14 protein-coding genes are annotated in these 16,349 nt (G+C 66.7%); 4 read left to right on the forward strand and 10 right to left on the reverse strand.

Annotated features, from left to right (window positions below; all coding sequences use genetic code 11):
- Nucleotides 1-399 (forward strand): integrase core domain-containing protein (locus AXK60_RS27780; protein WP_139057743.1); only part of this gene is annotated, 399 nt, incomplete at its 5' end.
- Nucleotides 400-1,252: 853 nt separating this feature from the next.
- Here AXK60_RS27780 and AXK60_RS04775 read toward each other — a convergent pair.
- The 5 genes from AXK60_RS04775 to AXK60_RS04790 form a co-directional block, all read right to left on the reverse strand.
- A complete protein-coding gene (locus tag AXK60_RS04775; protein ID WP_139057745.1) occupies nucleotides 1,253-1,813 on the reverse strand; it encodes a hypothetical protein in 561 nt (186 codons plus the stop codon).
- A 51-nt stretch (nucleotides 1,814-1,864) separates the two neighbouring features.
- Nucleotides 1,865-2,779: a helix-turn-helix domain-containing protein gene (locus tag AXK60_RS04780; protein ID WP_068569972.1), complete on the reverse strand. Its 915-nt coding sequence runs from the start codon at nucleotides 2,777-2,779 to the stop codon at nucleotides 1,865-1,867.
- Nucleotides 2,776-3,102: a hypothetical protein gene (locus AXK60_RS26765; RefSeq protein ID WP_175399929.1), complete on the reverse strand. Its 327-nt coding sequence runs from the start codon at nucleotides 3,100-3,102 to the stop codon at nucleotides 2,776-2,778. The genes AXK60_RS04780 and AXK60_RS26765 overlap by 4 nt, the downstream gene beginning before the upstream one ends.
- Entirely contained in the window at nucleotides 3,099-3,452 is a 354-nt protein-coding gene (locus tag AXK60_RS04785) for a hypothetical protein (RefSeq protein ID WP_068569973.1), read from the reverse strand. Before AXK60_RS04785 ends, AXK60_RS26765 begins: the two co-directional genes overlap by 4 nt.
- Nucleotides 3,453-4,131: 679 nt before the next feature.
- Complete coding sequence (locus AXK60_RS04790) at nucleotides 4,132-4,425, reverse strand: hypothetical protein (RefSeq protein WP_139057747.1); 294 nt, start codon at nucleotides 4,423-4,425, stop codon at nucleotides 4,132-4,134.
- Nucleotides 4,426-4,799: 374 nt separating this feature from the next.
- On the opposite strand from AXK60_RS04790, the gene AXK60_RS04795 reads away from it, so the two are divergent.
- Nucleotides 4,800-8,177, forward strand: a complete 3,378-nt coding sequence (locus tag AXK60_RS04795; RefSeq protein ID WP_082777813.1) for a DEAD/DEAH box helicase — start codon at nucleotides 4,800-4,802, stop codon at nucleotides 8,175-8,177.
- 226 nt (nucleotides 8,178-8,403) lie between these two features.
- On the opposite strand, the gene AXK60_RS04800 is transcribed toward AXK60_RS04795, so the two are convergent.
- Together AXK60_RS04800 and AXK60_RS04805 are read right to left on the reverse strand one after the other, a co-directional pair.
- Nucleotides 8,404-8,784: a hypothetical protein gene (locus AXK60_RS04800; protein WP_068982488.1), complete on the reverse strand. Its 381-nt coding sequence runs from the start codon at nucleotides 8,782-8,784 to the stop codon at nucleotides 8,404-8,406.
- A complete protein-coding gene (locus AXK60_RS04805) occupies nucleotides 8,781-11,171 on the reverse strand; it encodes an AAA family ATPase (protein WP_244881027.1) in 2,391 nt (796 codons plus the stop codon). Before AXK60_RS04805 ends, AXK60_RS04800 begins: the two co-directional genes overlap by 4 nt.
- Nucleotides 11,172-11,387: 216 nt before the next feature.
- On the opposite strand from AXK60_RS04805, the gene AXK60_RS04810 reads away from it, so the two are divergent.
- Both AXK60_RS04810 and AXK60_RS04815 read left to right on the forward strand, forming a co-directional pair.
- Entirely contained in the window at nucleotides 11,388-13,193 is a 1,806-nt protein-coding gene (locus tag AXK60_RS04810; protein ID WP_068982489.1) for an AAA family ATPase, read from the forward strand.
- Nucleotides 13,193-14,467 (forward strand): 5-methylcytosine restriction system specificity protein McrC, encoded by a 1,275-nt coding sequence (locus AXK60_RS04815; RefSeq protein ID WP_068569977.1) that lies wholly within the window; start codon nucleotides 13,193-13,195, stop codon nucleotides 14,465-14,467. The genes AXK60_RS04810 and AXK60_RS04815 overlap by 1 nt, the downstream gene beginning before the upstream one ends.
- A 189-nt stretch (nucleotides 14,468-14,656) precedes the next feature.
- Here AXK60_RS04815 and AXK60_RS04820 read toward each other — a convergent pair whose 3' ends face one another.
- From AXK60_RS04820 to AXK60_RS04830, 3 genes are all read right to left on the reverse strand, one after another.
- Nucleotides 14,657-14,998 carry a hypothetical protein gene (locus AXK60_RS04820; RefSeq protein WP_068569978.1) on the reverse strand — a complete coding sequence of 114 codons (342 nt, stop codon included), beginning with the start codon at nucleotides 14,996-14,998 and terminating at the stop codon, nucleotides 14,657-14,659.
- A gap of 106 nt (nucleotides 14,999-15,104) precedes the next feature.
- Entirely contained in the window at nucleotides 15,105-15,467 is a 363-nt protein-coding gene (locus AXK60_RS26150) for a hypothetical protein (RefSeq protein WP_139057748.1), read from the reverse strand.
- A gap of 47 nt (nucleotides 15,468-15,514) precedes the next feature.
- The coding region (locus AXK60_RS04830) for an IS3 family transposase (RefSeq protein WP_139057749.1) at nucleotides 15,515-16,349 on the reverse strand (835 nt) is incomplete at its 5' end.

Below are 16,349 nucleotides of genomic sequence, written 5' to 3' on the forward strand. Positions count from 1 at the left end.
AGTGACAGGAAACGTTGGGGTGCAGTTACTTTCGATCAGCTCATTCATCACAGTGATGCGGGGTCGCAGTACACCGCGATCACCTACAGTCAGTCGTTGGCCGACATCGGTGTGCGGCCGTCGATCGGCAGTATCGGCGACAGCTACGACAACGCGCTCGCCGAGTCGGTGAACTCGAGCTACAAGACCGAGCTCGTCTACCGCGAAGCCCCGTGGGCCGGCCTGGCCGACCTGCAGGCGGCGACCGCCGAATGGGTGCACTGGTACAACCACGAACGCCCGAACGGGTACTGCAACGACCTGAGCCCGGTGCACGCCGAGCGGATCTACTACGATCGACACCAGGCCACCGAAACGGTGCCTACCCTGCCTGACCAGCTGGTCCAGGTAGCCAACTGAGAGATCCTCCGGGAAACCCGGGGTGGTTCACCGCCTCTAGCAACCACAACTTGGGATACTGCGGGCAAGCAGTGCCCAACGTTGGGCGCGAAGCTACGAATCGCCGGCACAGACGCGGTTCTCACCTGCAGGGATCGAGGGTCCAAGGGGTTGATGTGGGTGACCGGCTCGCACTGATCAGCGGCGAAAAGGGTAGCGGAGGCCGGTGGGCGGCGGAGCCGTTCGTGCTGGTGCTCGTCGCCTTTGGCGCACCCGTACCGGACGACGGGCATTGAGCGCTCTCCAGTTGGGATTCGGGCCTCAGCGGAGAAGCGCCGAGTTAAGCTCCTGACATGACGTCCCAGGCTAAGAAGCATCAGCAGTCTGGTTGAGTCGCTTCGGGAGCGGCGACGCCATCCAGTCGCACCGGGCGTGGTGCTTGTATTGCCTCCTTGAGGTGGTATGGCTCTATGGCGGCCCCGAGCAGATGATCGTTCGCTTGCTCGGGGTGCGGAGTGCGACGCCGGAGACCACGCGCCTGCACTACCTCAAGTCGCTGAACCGGGCACCCGACAACCGCAGCACTGCGCTCGATTCGTATTCGCGCCCTATTCGCGCTCTCGCCCCTCAGAAACGAGAAAAGACCGGGTATGATACCCGGTCTGACCTCGAACTACTGTGCGCCATCAGGGACTCGAACCCCGAACCCGCTGATAATGGGTAACCGTCGACCTGGCGTTCTCGTGATCCATCTGATTCCGGACTTGTGCAGGTCAGAGCGCCGTATCCACATTCGAGGGACGCTGTGCTTCCAACGATCGCCCCCGTATTCATCCCGTAAACAACCCGTCGAGGCGGGTTCTCGACCCCTGACCTAATCCTTGCGCAGCCGTTCCCGGCGCCGCCTCGCCTCCTGCGTCGCGAACTCCTGGACCGGCACTCCGTCCATCGCCAGCCGCTGCTGCACCTGCGCCAGGAGGTCCTCGTCCGTCGAGTCGATGGCCACTGTGATCCGCGCGGCCGCCGCGTTCCCGAGCGTCGGCGACCGCTCAGCCGGCACGTACCAAATCCACACGCCGTCGCCTGTATCTGACGGCACCGCGCGTATCCGGCGCGAGTCGATGCCTGGCTCATCGAGCCCCAGCAGGTCGGGGCGGGCGTGCCATAGAGCCTCTCGCAGGCCCGGGTGCACGTATCCGGCGGCGGCATTCGCGCCAGCCACCATCGCGTCGAGATCGGCATCCGACGCGGGTGCGATGAGCGCACCGTGCAGGCGCTGCACTATCTGTGGGACCGCGGCGACACGAAGTTCGTGGCGACGCTTCGAGATGAGGCCGTGGCCTTTCGTTTGATCGATGCGGTTGGTTGGAGCTGAAGGTGTGCGCGAGCTCACCGACCTCGTCGTCGGATCTCCTTTGCACTCGTCGATGGGCATGTGCCCGGCCCCTGAGGTCGGTTGGATGCGACCAGGCGGGAGAGGCGGAGGTCAGGCAGTCGTCTCTTCTCGGAGGCGCCTTACGTGGCGCAGTGCGGTGCTCTTGCTGAAGCCCATCGCCTCGCCGATCTCGGACGCGCTCTCGCCAGCCGTGTCGCGACGGAGGATCTCGGCGTCGCGGTCTGCCAGCACCGCGTCACGGTCTGGCACCGCGGACAGGCGGCGCAGTGCGGGCGGGTCAGGATGAAGCGGAGCCGCCACGGCTCGGTCCGTGTCACCGTCCGGCTCCAGCGGCAGCGTTGTCGCGCCATGGTCCGGGCGCGTTACCGGAGCGTCGCGCGTCTCTCGCGCGCCATCCGGCGCCGCGCCGCCCTGTTGCGCCGCCGCGTCACTGCTGGTGGCGGGCTGAGGTGCGACGTTGTCGTGCGCCGCTGGCTCCGGATCGGGGCGCGCCACCGGAGCTGTGAGCCAGGCGACTGAGTCGGGCCAGTGAACCGCGTCAGGTGCGAGCTGATCCGCAGCCGTGTGGCGCGCCACCGCGACGTCACCGAGCCCGGCCGCAGCCCGTGCGTCAGCGGGCATCACCACAAGTGCGTAGGCGCTCGCTGCGGCGAGGACGTCCACCGCGACTGGCAGCAGCATGCCTAGGGCCCCAGGGTGGCCTGCCGCCTGCGCTACGGCGGTCAGGCTGGCGAAGCTCAAGGCGAATGCCGCCGCGGCCGCGACGACCACGGCGAGTACCACCACCGCGCGGACCCGCCGAGGCAGGTCGTCGGTCCGAGGAACGAGGTGAACCGCTGCGGGAAGCAGCAGCGGCGCGACGGACGCGGCGGCGATCACGACCGGCGTCGGGAGCGCGAGGTGGTGGGGGAGCAGGGTCGCCGCTGCGACGTTGCCGGCAAGGCTGACCGCGGTGCACGTGCCGAGGGTCCAGGTGAAGGCCTTGTGTCCGGAAGTCTTGGTCAACGGATCCCTCCCTTGATGTCCTCTGAACTGCGGATACGGCTGATCCGACCACGCCGGCCGACTCGTCCGGCCATCTCGGTTTCGGTCCGGCCGATGTGGCGATTCGGTCCGGCCGGAGTGGCGTAGCGCCCTGTGTAGACCTCGTTGTAGCGTCGCTTGTAGCGCTGGCCGACACTCTGCGCGGGCTCGATTCCGGCGTCGGGTGACGTCAATGCGCAGGTCACGGCTCGATACGCGATACCCCATGCATCGTAGAGTCTGAGGTGGAGGCGGGGAGTGGAGCAACGCTTGTAGAGGCCCTCGTGGGCGTCGGTAGCGGTCATTGGTTGGCCTCCTCGGCCTCGGCTTCGCGTTCGGCTCGGGCCTGGGCGAGGCGGGCGGCGACGGTGCCGCGGCTCATCCCGAGGGCATCGGCGAGGCCCCGCTCGGATGCACCGGCTTCGTGGAGGAGGAGCATCACGGCGCTGATCCGGCTTTCGCGGCGGGCCTGACTGCGCTGCCACTTCGCCAGCGAGGCGAGGGCCTTGTGCGGTGCCACAGGATCTCCCGGGTACGGGCGCAGATCCTGGCTCGTGATGTTGATCATGCTGGCGAGGGTGTTCATAGCGGTGGGGAGTGCGGCGGCGGCGCGGGCCGCTGCGGCGGGGTCGGTGACGGTGAAGCGGGTGTTCATGGGCTGTCCTCCCGGCCGGAGCATCCGGCCAACAGAGAGTGTTCTATCTCCAGATCGGCTGCAGCTCAAGCTCACTCGCCAGAAAATCGTGACTTCGATACTCGAAGGGGTGTGGTCGACGGCATGGGGCGCCCGATTAGCCGCGCCGCGTCCGCCGCCGCGGGTGGGTCCGATCCGGGTTCCCTCCGAGAGCTGGACCGGGTGCGTGACGCCGATAGGGCGGAGCAGAGTCCGTCCTTCGGGCGGGCGTAACCCCGCGCTCGCGAACCTCGGTGACCCCGGTCAAGGACGGCGTTATGCGAGGCGAGGCTGGCCGACGCCGCCACGTGCACCACAGTCGCGAGCCTCATGTGGCTTCGGGCCGGTAAGGCCACATCGTCAGGCCTTTGGCCGCAGCCCTCTGGCCCACCTGGCGGTACCTGGCCCGAGGCGGCGTCTGACGCCAGTATGCAGTGGCGGGACCTGTTTCGGCTTGCTGGCCGCCTCCCCGACCACCGCCACGCCGACTACGACCGCGTCGAGGACGTCGAGGACGTCGAGGACGATAAACATGGCGAAGCGTCGGTGGATAGTCTCACCGGATAGGTGTCGCGCGGCGAGGTGTCGGGGAAGCGTACGAACAGGGAACGGGGCGGCCGTGGCCGGACTGCTCGGCGGTGGGCCAGGCTGAGGCAGTTGCCTACGTGAACCACTCCGTGCGGTCGGGCTCCATCACCTTGGCCGCTCGGAGTCGCGCGCCGAGAGTGTCGTGCACATGGATCGCGGTCCCACGGGGCTGCTTCAGCACCTTGCCGTTTCCGTAACCGTGGAACGACAACCTCGAATCCGTCGGATCTGTCGTCTGCCACTGTCGCCCGTGTTGGACGATGACGCCCGGATCCGCGCGTCTGGCGGCCCAGCAGCTCGTTGCTGCGGCCGTCAGCGCCCGAACGAAATCGTGGGTGCTGTCGAGCAAGCCGTCGATCGTCGTCACGCTGTCCTCGCAGAGTAGCGCTCCTTCGATTCCAGGCTTGGTCGAATAGACGAGTGTCTGAACGGTGCTCCACTTCGGCTGTTGGAACATCGGGTGGACGACGGAACCGTGCTTCGGCGACGACAAACTGCTTAGCGCGCGCACAGCGCCTACGGCAAGCCTGACGGGCCCGCGGCCGCGAACGCCGAGGTCACGTTCTCGGTCCCGCTCTTTGGAGCGAAGTGTCCGGCGTTCACGGTGGGCGTGGGCGGGTACTTCTCGTAGAGTCGGGCGCCGCGGTGCGGCCCCGCTAGATCCGATCTTCCTTTCTGAATGTGCACGTACTCGTACGATGTCGGCGTAGGGCGCTGCGTTGCGGGGCAAGCGAGGGGAACATGGACGATCAGACTCGGTTCTCGACCTATGGGTCTGGCGGAATGCTCCACCCGAAGCTGGTCGAGCTGATTGACAGCGCGCAGCACCGTGTCTGGATCAAGGTGCCGTGGTGGGATACGAGTGGTGTGGCTCGGGAGCTTCTCGGCGCCGTGACGGGCGCTGCCAAGCGAGGCTTGGACGTCCAGGTATTCAGCCGGCCGGAGGCGTCGAACGACGCTGCTCACCGAGATTTGCGGCGAGCCGGCGTGGAGCTGGTCCCGGTGCGCTACATCCATGAGAAGGAGCTTCTTGCGGACGCGGTCGCGATCACTCACTCGATGAACTTCACCCGCACGGAGATCGAGCGAAACCAGAATTCAGGGACCCTGGTCACGGACCCGGTTGGGATCGAGGCGATCGAGGCGGGCTTTCGTCAGCAGCTCGCCAACCGCCAGGCTGCGTTGGTCGGTGAGGAGGAGTGGACCTCAAGCGAGAAGCTAATTCCCCCTGCTCTGCAGAAGTACATGACGCGGTACTCGCGGCTGAACCCGTTGCAGTCGATGGCGGTGCCCGTTGTCAGCTCGACCTCAGGGCACGTCATGGTGGTGGCACCGACGAGCGCGGGCAAAACCCTGATCGGCGAGGTAGCAGTGCTTCGGTCGATCGTAGAAGAGGATCGCCCCGCAGTATGGCTGTTGCCGGCGCGTGCGCTGGCTGCCGAAGTCGGCGAAGCAACCAGACGCTGGCGGGAGCACGGTATCAGGGCGATCGAGCTGACGGGCGAGACTAACGTCTCCAGCGAGGCCGTACAGAAGGCACAGCTTTGGGTGGCGACAACGGAGAAGTTCGAGGCCCTGTATCGGCGTTCTTCCCTGCGTGACTTCATCAGCAAGGTTGGGTGCATCGTGATCGACGAGGTGCATCTGGTCGGCGACCCCGAGCGCGGTGCGACGCTTGAATCGCTGATCGCCCGACTACGCGCGGTGTCCGAGCGAACCCGGATCGTCGCACTGTCGGCAACTGTGTCCAACGCGGAGGAACTCGCCTCCTGGTTTAACGCGAAGCTCGTTCGGTCAAGTTGGCGCCCAACGGTCCTCACCACTCAGTTCGTTCCATTCGATGAACCGCAGAGTGGCGGCTACGAGGCGACTCAGCAGGCCAAGGATCAAGCCGTAAGGGCACTGCTTGACAGCTTCGGAGACGAACCGCAGCCTGATGGCCAGGTTGCAGGCGATACAACGCACGCCACCGACGGCAGCGTCCTCGTCTTCTGCGGCAGCAAGAACAACGTGCGGCGCTCGGCAGCACTAGTTGCCGATCTGCCCAGCCACCGTCAGGTCGATGACGACCACCTGGTATCAGCTTGTTTTGAACGCGGCGTCGGCCTGCACTTCCGCGACGCACCACGCGCGGGGAATGCCCTGAAAGCCTTCAATTGCCGTGAACTGACCACGCTCGTAGCAACGTCCGGGTTGTCAACCGGTGTTAACACCCCTGCCCGATTCGTCATCATCCGCGACTTGGAGCTGGGCATGACGCCGCTCGAGGTAAGCCAGGCCCAGCAGATGCTCGGCCGGGCCGGTCGCGCCGGTCAGGAACCCGAAGGGTTCGGCTTCCTCCTCGTACCGCGAGATCAGGAGTCCGAGTGGCGCCGGAAGCTCAACGAAGGGTATGCGGCGCGCTCACAGGTAGTCAGCAAGCTCACCGACGTGATCCTGGCGGAGGTTCTTCTCGGCTCGATCACGGACCGCCAGTCGGCGGCATCTTGGTTCGAGGAGACCTTCGCGTTCGCCCAGTCAGGCGATCCGCTGCAGGTTGAGGACGCTCTTGACTTTCTCCTGGCGAAGGGCTTTGTCGTAGCCGACGGGAGCGCGCTGACGATCACCGAGCTGGGCAAGCTGACGTGCCGGTTGATGGTCGACGCTCAGTCCGCGGCCGCGATCCTTGCACGCCTCGCGGATCTTCCTCATCCAGCCTCCGCCGCCGAGGCCGAAGAGCTACTCCTCGCGGTGGTTACCGCCAGCACAGAGAAGTTTCGGGAGTGGCCAATCAACAAGCGGGTGTACCAGCCAATTGTCGAGAGCCTGCTGAATCACTGGTCCCGCCGTGCGGTCGGCCTGGCTGGCGAGGACTTCGGGCCCCGCTTCTGTATGGCTGCTGCACACCTCGCTCTGCGGGACCAGCCGAAGCTGCGAGCGAAGGCGCCGCAAGGCATCTCCCTGGCTGATTTCCGGCGCGCAGTTGACGACCTCCCGAGGTACCTCGCGTGGATCAGCGCCCTCGGGTACCTCAGAGACTTGACCTGGGCGCCCGCGGTCAGCGGAGATCTCGCACGCCGCCTCACCTGGTGGACGCTGTTCCCACAGCCGCAGAGGGGAAGCGGGAGGCTCCTGTGGCTTCTGGAGAATTCTCTGAATCCCGAGAACCGGCGCACCAAGATGCAGGACCTGTGGCGGCGAGCCACGGACCACGGCTTCGTAGGGCCCGACGCGATCAACGCTCGTCCACGCGATGTAGACGTCTCCGCAGAGCAGTTTGGCGATCTGATCCGCTCTCGCGCTGTGCTCGAGGTTCGCCCATCAGATGGAGTCGTACTCGAGGTTGCTAAGTCGACAAATGAGTCTCGGATGACCGTCCTCTCCAATTCAGGCTCCCGCCGGGCGCATCGCTCCGTGGTTCCTGTTCCCGCTCGCTTGGAAATTCCAGTGCCGCAGGGTTCCGCTGCAGGTCTCATCGCCGCCGACCTGTTCCTATACACGAGATCTGGCGACTGGGCGTACGACAACGCGACGACGGCGATCCCACAGGACCTCTCGACGCGGGTAAATCCGATCCAGGAAGCGCAGAGTGCGATCGAACAGCTGCAGCCGGTGGCGACGGTCGTAAAGCCTCTGGGGCGAATCCGGAAGCTGCTTATGAGCGAGCACCGCCAACGGGCGGCGGCACTGGCTCCGCACATCGCTGCTGATCCGCAGCTGCAGTCGGTCGCGCGCGCCCTGGCCGGACACGATGACGAACCGGCATCGGCCGTAATTGCGATGCGCGGCAACCTCGTCAAATTCCTTGGGATGCGTCAGTCGGCAGACATCAGGCCAGCGGTCATGGTCCTGAAATCTGGTGAGGCGACACCGGACGAGCGTGAACTTGTTCTCTGCGCGCTGTTGGGATCTCTGGGATTCGAAGTGGGTGTCGCGACAATCAATGGTTCGCTCGCCTCCCTCATCCACATCGGCGACGGGTGGAAAATGGTGACCTTGACGATCGAGGGGAATGCCAGCGTTGAGCCGCTGATCCCCGCGAACCTGCCGTTGATCCTGCACGCCGTATCTCCGCCACCTAAGAGCCCTGATGACGTAACGCGCCCACGATGCAGTTGGATGGCCGAGTTTGTTCTCTAGCGAGCCAACAGACGGGAACCGACCGCCTTTGCGGAAGGACTATCGAACCGTGGGAATGCGCCGTAGGGACAGCGCCCCGGATTTGATCGTGCTGCGACCTGCCGGAAGTACGACGTCTACATGGCAGCTGCGTCCGGCTCCCAGAATCGGCAGATCGCCCCCGGGTGAGCGTTCTTGCGACGCCGCATCCTCCCAGCCGCGGAGCCGCCACGTGGGTCGTCGCGCACTAGCGAGCTCGGCCCCCTGTGTCGGCGAGCACCTCGACACCCGTGCGAACGGCATCGCATTGCGCTCGGACTTCCGCCACGGTCGGCGACAGCGCGTACGCGTGGTGGTGGCAGAAGACGGTGAGTTGGTGCCAGGCGTCGATGAGCACGGCGCCGTAGGTGGTGGCGTCCAACGACTTGAGCACCGCCAGCTTCGCTCGCGCGGAGCCTGCGACGATCGGTACCCTGCACAGTTCCGCGCATCGGGCGTCGATCAGCTCCTCGACTGCTTGCCTGGTGAGCACCGCTGCGAGGCGCGCGGAGTTGCCAGCGGTGGCTCCCTCGGGAGCATTCAGCAGGGCGTGAGCGCGGGCAAGCAGCGCTGGCGCGGTGCCCGTCACCTGTCCTCCACGATGTCGCGAATTGTCTTGCGGAGGTCCTGGATGTGGGTCCGGTCGAGTGCGGCGCCCCTGTGTACACCGGACGCCGCGATCGCGATGGTCGGGAACCGGTGGTCACGGCGGTGCTTCCAGCCTGCGACGTCGCCCGCGGCGTTGCCGGTCAGCGCCAGGGCGACGCGGTGTTGTGTGGTCTTGGCGTCCTCCCACGTGGCTTCGGTGTCGTGGTAGACGGCACCGGCCCGCGCCTGGTCGCTGAAGTATCGCTGGTGCGCGGCGGCTTCCACTGCCATCCGGAACAGGCCGGGTGCGGCCTTCCGCTTGATCACGTCGTCGAGGCGCTCGTCGCGGATGATCGCCTCGGCGTCGGTGGCGTAGCGATCTGCGGGGCTGTTGTTCTCGTGGACGACGACGTTGGATCCCTGCTCTCGGGTGACGTCGAGCAGTTGCGCGGGGACCGAGCGTGCTCGGATCGCTGCGGGCAGGCGGTCGTCGTGAGAGAACACGATCACCTGGCGAGTCTTGGCCAGGTCGACGAGCACGTCGAGGAAGCCGCCGATTTTTGCGGGGTCCATGGCTTGGATCGGGTCGTCGAGGACCAGGAACCGGAACGGGCTCGCGGTGGTGGTCGCTCGCGGGATGAACAGTGCGAGCGCGAGTGCATGCAGCTCGCCTTGGCTCATGACGGACAGCGCGCCCGTGGGTACGCCGTCTACGTTGCCGTCGACGACGACTCGGCGCCGTGTTGCGGACCCTTCGAGCGTGATGTTGCCGATGTCGACGTTGCTCTCGTGGCGCATGCGTCCCCAGATGCTGCTCGCTTGGGCGACCATCGGTGCTAGGCGTCGCTCGCGCAGCGTGTCGGCACAGTTGCGCAGCCATGTCACGGCGGCTTTCGCTTGCTTGAGGCGTTCATCGTCTTGGCGGGCCGCGACTTCGAGTTCGACCCAAGCGGAGATCGCGCGGGCGTGAGGGGCCCAGGCGTCGTCGAATTCGTCAGCGCGTTCTGTTGCTTCTCGTCGAACGGAATCCGCGGCCTCTGCGAGTGCCTGCGCGGCGGTTTCCACGTGCGCCGGCAGGTCCGCCAGCGTCGCGGGGACGGCCAGTGCCTTCGTTAGGGCAGTGTCGAATGCCGTGAGGGAGGCGAGTTCGATGCCCTCGGCGGGCGAGATGGTTTCGACCTCGGCAAAGAACCCTTCGCAGGCCGTGCGGGCTTGCTTCAATAGCGCTGTGAGCTGGCGATGTTGACCGGCGGCAGCATCGGCCTTGTCGAGTCTTCCTACGGCCGCGGTGCGCCAGGTGTCGTCCAGCGTTCCCGTCTCGCAGACCGGGCACTGCGAATCGCCCGCGTGGGTGTGCAGGTTGAGTGCTTCGCGGAGCAGATCTGCTCGTGCGACGAGGGTGTCGTCCACGGTGGAGGCTTGCGTGGCGTGCTCGTCGACGGCGTCGCGTAGTTGATCGGCGACGGCCTTCGCTTCCGCTTCCGTCGGTACGCGGGTCGCTGCGATGGTGCGCAGCCGAGTGATCGCCGCCGCTTGGTCGGTGGCGGTGCCCAGCGTTGTCGCGGTGACCGCGTCGAGGTCGTACGGGATTCGCGCGGTGTACTGGAGCACCTGCGCCGCCCTCGGGTCGTCCACGCCTTCAAGGGACTTGCGGAGTTGGCTCCGTGCGGTGTTCGCGGCCTTGCGCGGTTCCGCCAGTTGCTTCTCGGCGCGTTTGAGTCTCGCGTCGGCGTCGCTGATCTCGTCGAGGCCGAGGATGAGGTTCAGTGCGTCGTACAGCGCCGATTGGCCTTCCTCGAAGAGTCCGCCGAGTTCGTCGTACGACATGAGTGGTCGGTGCGTGTCCAGGTAGTTGTCCCACCCAAGTGCCTCGACTGCCTCGCGCTTCTGCCCCTTGATCTGGGACCAGCGTTGGGATCGTTCGAGCTTGGCGTTCGGGGCCCAGCTGGCGCCGACTTCGGCCGTGGTGCCGGTGCGGTGGTCGTCGGCTTCCATCGCGAAGTCGACGGTGATCGAGGCGGGGTCGTCGGCGTGCAGGTTGCGCCACGCGGACTGCCACTGCTGGCTCTTCTTGTCGCGCCATCGGTAGCTGTCGCCGGTGAGCGCGTACTCGAGCGCCTCGGCGAAGCTGGACTTGCCGGAGCCGTTGCGGCCGCTGATGACCGTGATCCCGCAGTGCGGGTTCACTTCGAGGACGGCTCGGGGTCCGATGCCGCGGAAACCCTCGACCGTGATCGACCGGATGAACGCACGTAGCGGGGGAGGGCTCTGCGGAGCCTCCTGCAGTTGGGGTCGCTGCGGTGGAGCCGCACCGCCTCCGAGCTGGGCCGCTAACGCGTCGTCGCCGTCGAGGGCGGCCGCAACCAGATAGGTGGTCTCGTCCGCCACCTTGTCGTCGGCGTCGAGCAGTTCCCAGACCTCTGCCTCGACTGATCCACCTTCGTGGTCACCGTTCATGGTTTTCCTCCCCGTCCCAATTCGGACGTAGCTTCGCACAGGACCCCGACAGATTTCCCGGGTCGGCCAGAACGGTCCGGTGTCCGCAATTGATGGCTCATGTCTGGGTACGCTCAGCCGGGAGACCACGAGTTCAAGAGGGGGACCATGGCGCTCTACATCGGGCAGGACCGGGATCAGATCGACGCCGCCGTCGAGCTGTGGAAGCGGCAATGCCTGCTCGACGACGGGTCGCTTCTCTTCCCTGACAGTGACCGCCAGCCGTGGGCGTTGCCGGTCGTGGAGGAACTCGATCGACGCTTCAACGGCAACCCGCTGGAGGGCAGCGCTTCGGGTGGCCGGTTCTCCAGCAAGTGGGCTGAGCAGCTGGCCGGCGCGTCCGAGGACTGCCGCCTGCTTGGAGCGGAGGTGCTCCTGGTCCACTTCCTCTTCGTGGAGTCGGTCAGCTACCCGCGGAAGCGGAGCACGATTCAAGAGTCGTTGGAGGGGACTGGGATCGAGCTCCCGGCTGGCGGAGTCGCCATCCGCGCGCTGTCGCAGTCGATCGGACACCCCGGCATCGGCTTCAACACCCGCCGCGACGTCCAGGTCGGCTACCTCATCAACTTCGCGCTCCGGTTCAAGCATCTACCCGCCGAGCGTCGAGCCGAGCTCCTGGACAGCCCGTGGGAGCTGCGGGACTTCGCCGACGACACTGAGCTGTCGATCCGAGAAATGCGGCACATCTTGCTGCACCTGCTGCGGCCGGTGGAGTTCGAGCGGACCTCCAGCGGCACGCACAAACGGGAGATCGCCGCCGCGTTCTCGGGCCTGTTGGCCGCGGACGGTCCGGTCGATGTCGACGAGCAGCTCTTGGCGATCCGGCGTGAGATCGAGCGGCTCAAGGGGACCGAGAAGATCGACTTCTACCGGGGCGAGCTGCGGGGCGTGTGGAGTTCGACTGGCGGAGACAGCGAGGGCGTGGGCGACCTCGAAGCTCTGCGATGGAAGAAGCAGATCGTCCTGTACGGGCCGCCGGGCACCAGCAAGACATGGCAGGCCCGCCAGCTCGCGGAGGCCGTGATCCGCCGCGCCGCCCTCGACAGCTGGGGCCCGGACACCTACTTCAGGAACTCGGACGCCGTCGAGAACGCTGTCCGCGACAACGTGTTCTGGCTCCAGCTCCACCCGGGGTACGGCTACGAGCAGTTCATCCGCGGCCTGCGACTCGAGGGAGATGTCACCCGGTACCGGCCCGGCTTCCTTCCGTGGGTGGTTGAGCAGCTCGAGCAGCGCGCGGCCGGCAGCGACCTGCCCCGTCTCCCTGGTGTTCTGGTGCTGGATGAAATCAACCGGACCAACCTGTCGGAGATGCTGGGGGAGGCGTTCAGCCTGCTCGAGAGCGGGCAGCGCGGCACCGAGCGTGAGCTGCCCGGGTTCGACCACGACCACGATCCCGACGTGCTCGTGATCCCCGAGGACCTGTACGTCATCGGGACCATGAACGAGATCGACCAGTCGGTCGAGACACTCGACTTCGCGCTCCGGCGCCGGTTCCTGTGGCGCGAGTGCCCATTCGAGGCCGACACGTTGCTGGCGATCGTCGAGCACCGCTGGGACCGCGAAGTCGCCGCCCGGTTCCCGTTCGAGGACGCCGTGCCGCAGCTGGAGACCATGGCCGATCGGGCGCAGGCACTGAACGACGCGATCGCCGAGTCACCGGAGCTGGGCCGCCAGTTCCAGATCGGGCACACCTACTTCGCCGACATCGCGTTCTTCATCGGGCAGTGGGTGAAGGGACGCAAGGCGCGGCCTGCGAACGGCACGTACCTGTGGACGGCTGCACGCAAGCCGCAGCCGCCGCTCGTCGACCTGTGGAATCGCTCGCTCGAGCCGCTCATCGAGCAGTACCTCGCCGGCTCCGATGTCCGCGAGCACGAGCTCAAGCGGTTCGAGCGGATCTTCCTCGGCTGATGGAGCCGTTGACGTTCCCGGACCTCGCTCGTGCCGACCGCGACCCCACGGCGGAGGAACGCGACTGGCTCGCCGTGTTGGCCCGCGAAACCGACCCTGTGCAGTTCACCGTGCACCTCGGCCCCTCTGCGGCGGCGGACGATGCCGGCCCTGTCGTCGCCTGCGACCAGTACGGAACATGGCGCGCCGGCCGGTACATCGGCGAGCTGCACCGCGACGGCCGCGTGATCGAGATCCGACCGCGGCTGGGCATCGAGACCATCGCGCGCTGGGCTGGTGCCGCGCTGAACGTGCGGATCATGCCCCGCGCCGGCGAGCACACCGGAAGCCATGTGTTGATCGCCGAACTCCTCGCTGCCGCATGGCGGTCGGCGATTGTCGACGCCTCACGTCACGGACCACCCGGCATTCGGGCCCCGCGCTCGCACGTCGCCGAGGTCGCGAAGGGACGAATCGACGTGGCGCGCACCCTCCGGCTCCGGGCTGCTGGGCGGCCGCAAATCGCGTCGGTCAGTCGCCCCAAGGACCTTGACAACCCGATCACCCGGACGATCGTCGCCGCGGACCGCGTCCTTGACCGGCGCCTGCACCGGCCGGGCTGGCGGGGCGAACGCGTCGAGGAGGTCCTGCCTCGGCTCCGTGCCGCAGTCGGCACGCGGCCGGCGCTGCCCACGCACCGCGAGCTCGCCGCTGTCAGGTACACGCCGATCACGCTGCCGTACCGTCGCGCCGCGGAGCTCTCGCACCAGATCGCCCGACACCGTGGCCTTCAGTCCCGCGCGACCGGGGACCGCGCAGATGGGCTGCTGATCGACGTGGCCGAGCTGTGGGAGCTGTTCCTCGTGCACTGCGCTCGACGAGCGTTCGGGGCCGCGAACGTGACGCATGGCACGGCCCTGAGCGACGGCGGCGCGTTGCTCCGCAGCCAGCAGGACCCCGCCCGCACCCTGGGGCGGCTGTACCCCGACATCATCGTGGGTCCCGTCGGGCGCCCGATCGCGATCATCGACGCCAAGTACAAGCCCCTCGTGGAGCCGCGTGGTGTTGACCGCGAGGACCTCTACCAACTCAACGCCTACTTGGGCGCGCACGTGGAGGAACCGTTGCCGCTGGGAGCTCTTGCCTACGTGCAGTTCCCGGACCAGCAGCGCGCCGCGTACGCGGAGTCTCGCGGGCCTTGGCGTACGAGCGTCGGACACGAGGTCTCGTTCGCCCGGCTACCCACGACCGAGGACGAATGCGTGGCCGCTTTGCGACGCCTGCTCGGCGAATGAGGCGCTGTGACCCCGGGGGCACCACATGCCGGTCAGAATTCGGTAGCGCGCGGCTCTCTGACGAGTGATGATCGGACTTGTGACCACCGATGATTCAGACTCCGCGGACACCGACGAACGAGCCGAGATCAAGCGCGTGGCCGTCCGGGTAGCTGAATGGTCCGCCGAGCTGAACCGGCGACTCGCTGATCAGTGAGCCTTGGCCTCCGCCACCATCTCCTCGATCCGCTCTTCGGGGTCAGTGCCGTCGAGCAGGAGTGTGCGCCCGCCGAGGACGTAGAAGAAGTCGCGGTCGACCTCGACGCCGCGTTTCCTACCGAGCGCGACGATCCGCTCCACCTCGGGCACCAGGTGCTCGGGGATGGGATCGTTCGGGACGATCCGGCTGTTGGCAGTGAGGTACTCGGTGGCTAACTGGCCGCGCACTCGGGTTGCGCCGTCGGCGAAGGTGATGTCCTCGCGGGTCAGCGTCGGGTCGACGAAGCGGGCGAGGAAGAGGGTGTTGTCGATACGCTGCTCGGTTGTCGCCATCGTCTGATGATGGCACGGGGCGGGGGCCAGCGCGCCTGGTTATCGGGAGAGCTGTTACACAGCCCCGGCCCAGCCCGGGCCCGGCTGCCGAGCGTGTGGGCCCGGCCTAGGAGGAGAGCAGCTGGATTCCTCGCGCGTCGTTCGAGCAGCTGTACCGCCAGCTGTTGCGGGCCTGGGCACCTGCGGTCGGGGTCGAGCAGGTCCATCCGTTGCCGAACTGCCGGACGTTGGCATTGCCGTGGTCCCCGTCGACAGGGATCGCCAGGTACTGCTCGACCGTCAGCCGCGCCTCGCGGCAGGAGATGGAGCCCTGCACGATGGTGATCACGCGCGTTCCGGTGGCTGCCCCGCACGCGGTTCCAGGCGCTTCGGGCGTGGTGCCTTCGGTGTAGTGCTCGGACGGGCTTCCGCCGACCGGGATGGATGGTGTGGTGGTCGCTGCTGCGGGGCGCACCGTGGTGGTCGCCACGGTTGATGGAGCTTGACCCGGTTTCCCGGACAGTTGGTGTGACAGGTTCAGGCTACCGATGAGGCGGTCTGGGCGTGGTGGTAGTCGTTCTCGTACTCAACGGGGGCGAGGTAGCCGATTCCGGAGTGCCGGCGACGGGGGTTGTACCAGGCTTCGATCCAGTCGAAGATCGCCGAGGCGAGCTGCTCTTCGGTGTCCCACTCACGGGTGTCGAGTAGCTCGCGTTGCATGGTCGACCAGAACGATTCCATCATCGTGTTGTCCACACTGGACGCGACACGCCCCATCGACCCGAGCAGCCCCGCCGAACGGAGCCTGTCACCGAAAACCCAAGAGGTATATTGCGATCCGCGGTCGGAGTGCATGATCGTCCCCACATCCGGGTTGCGTCTCCACAACGCCATCTGCAACGCGTCGACGACGAGTTCCGTGCGCATGTGATCGGCGATCGACCACCCGACGATCCGCCGGGAGAAGGTGTCGAGAACGCCACAGCAGTAGACCTTGCCGGTCTTGGTCGGATGCTCGGTGATATCGGTGCACCAGATCTGATCCGGGCGTGCGGCGACGAATCGCCGTTCGACGAGATCGTCGTGCACCGCCGGTGCGGGCTTACGGTGCTTCTTACGACGTGACCCGATCCCAGCCACCCCGAGCATCCGCATCAACCGGGCGATTCGTTTGCGGCCGGTCCGTATCCCGCCGCCGAGCCGCAGGTCCGCGTGCACGCGAGGCGCGCCATAGCACCCACGGGATCCGGCATGAATATCACGGATCTTGTTGGCCAGGTGAGCATCTGACTCGTCCCGCGCAGAGGCGGGACGGCTCCGCCACTCGTAGAAGCCCGATGTCGAGACGTTCAGGACCCGGCAGGCCACCGCG

The sequence above is a fragment of the Tsukamurella pseudospumae genome (genome assembly GCF_001575195.1).
Lineage (GTDB): Bacteria > Actinomycetota > Actinomycetes > Mycobacteriales > Mycobacteriaceae > Tsukamurella > Tsukamurella pseudospumae.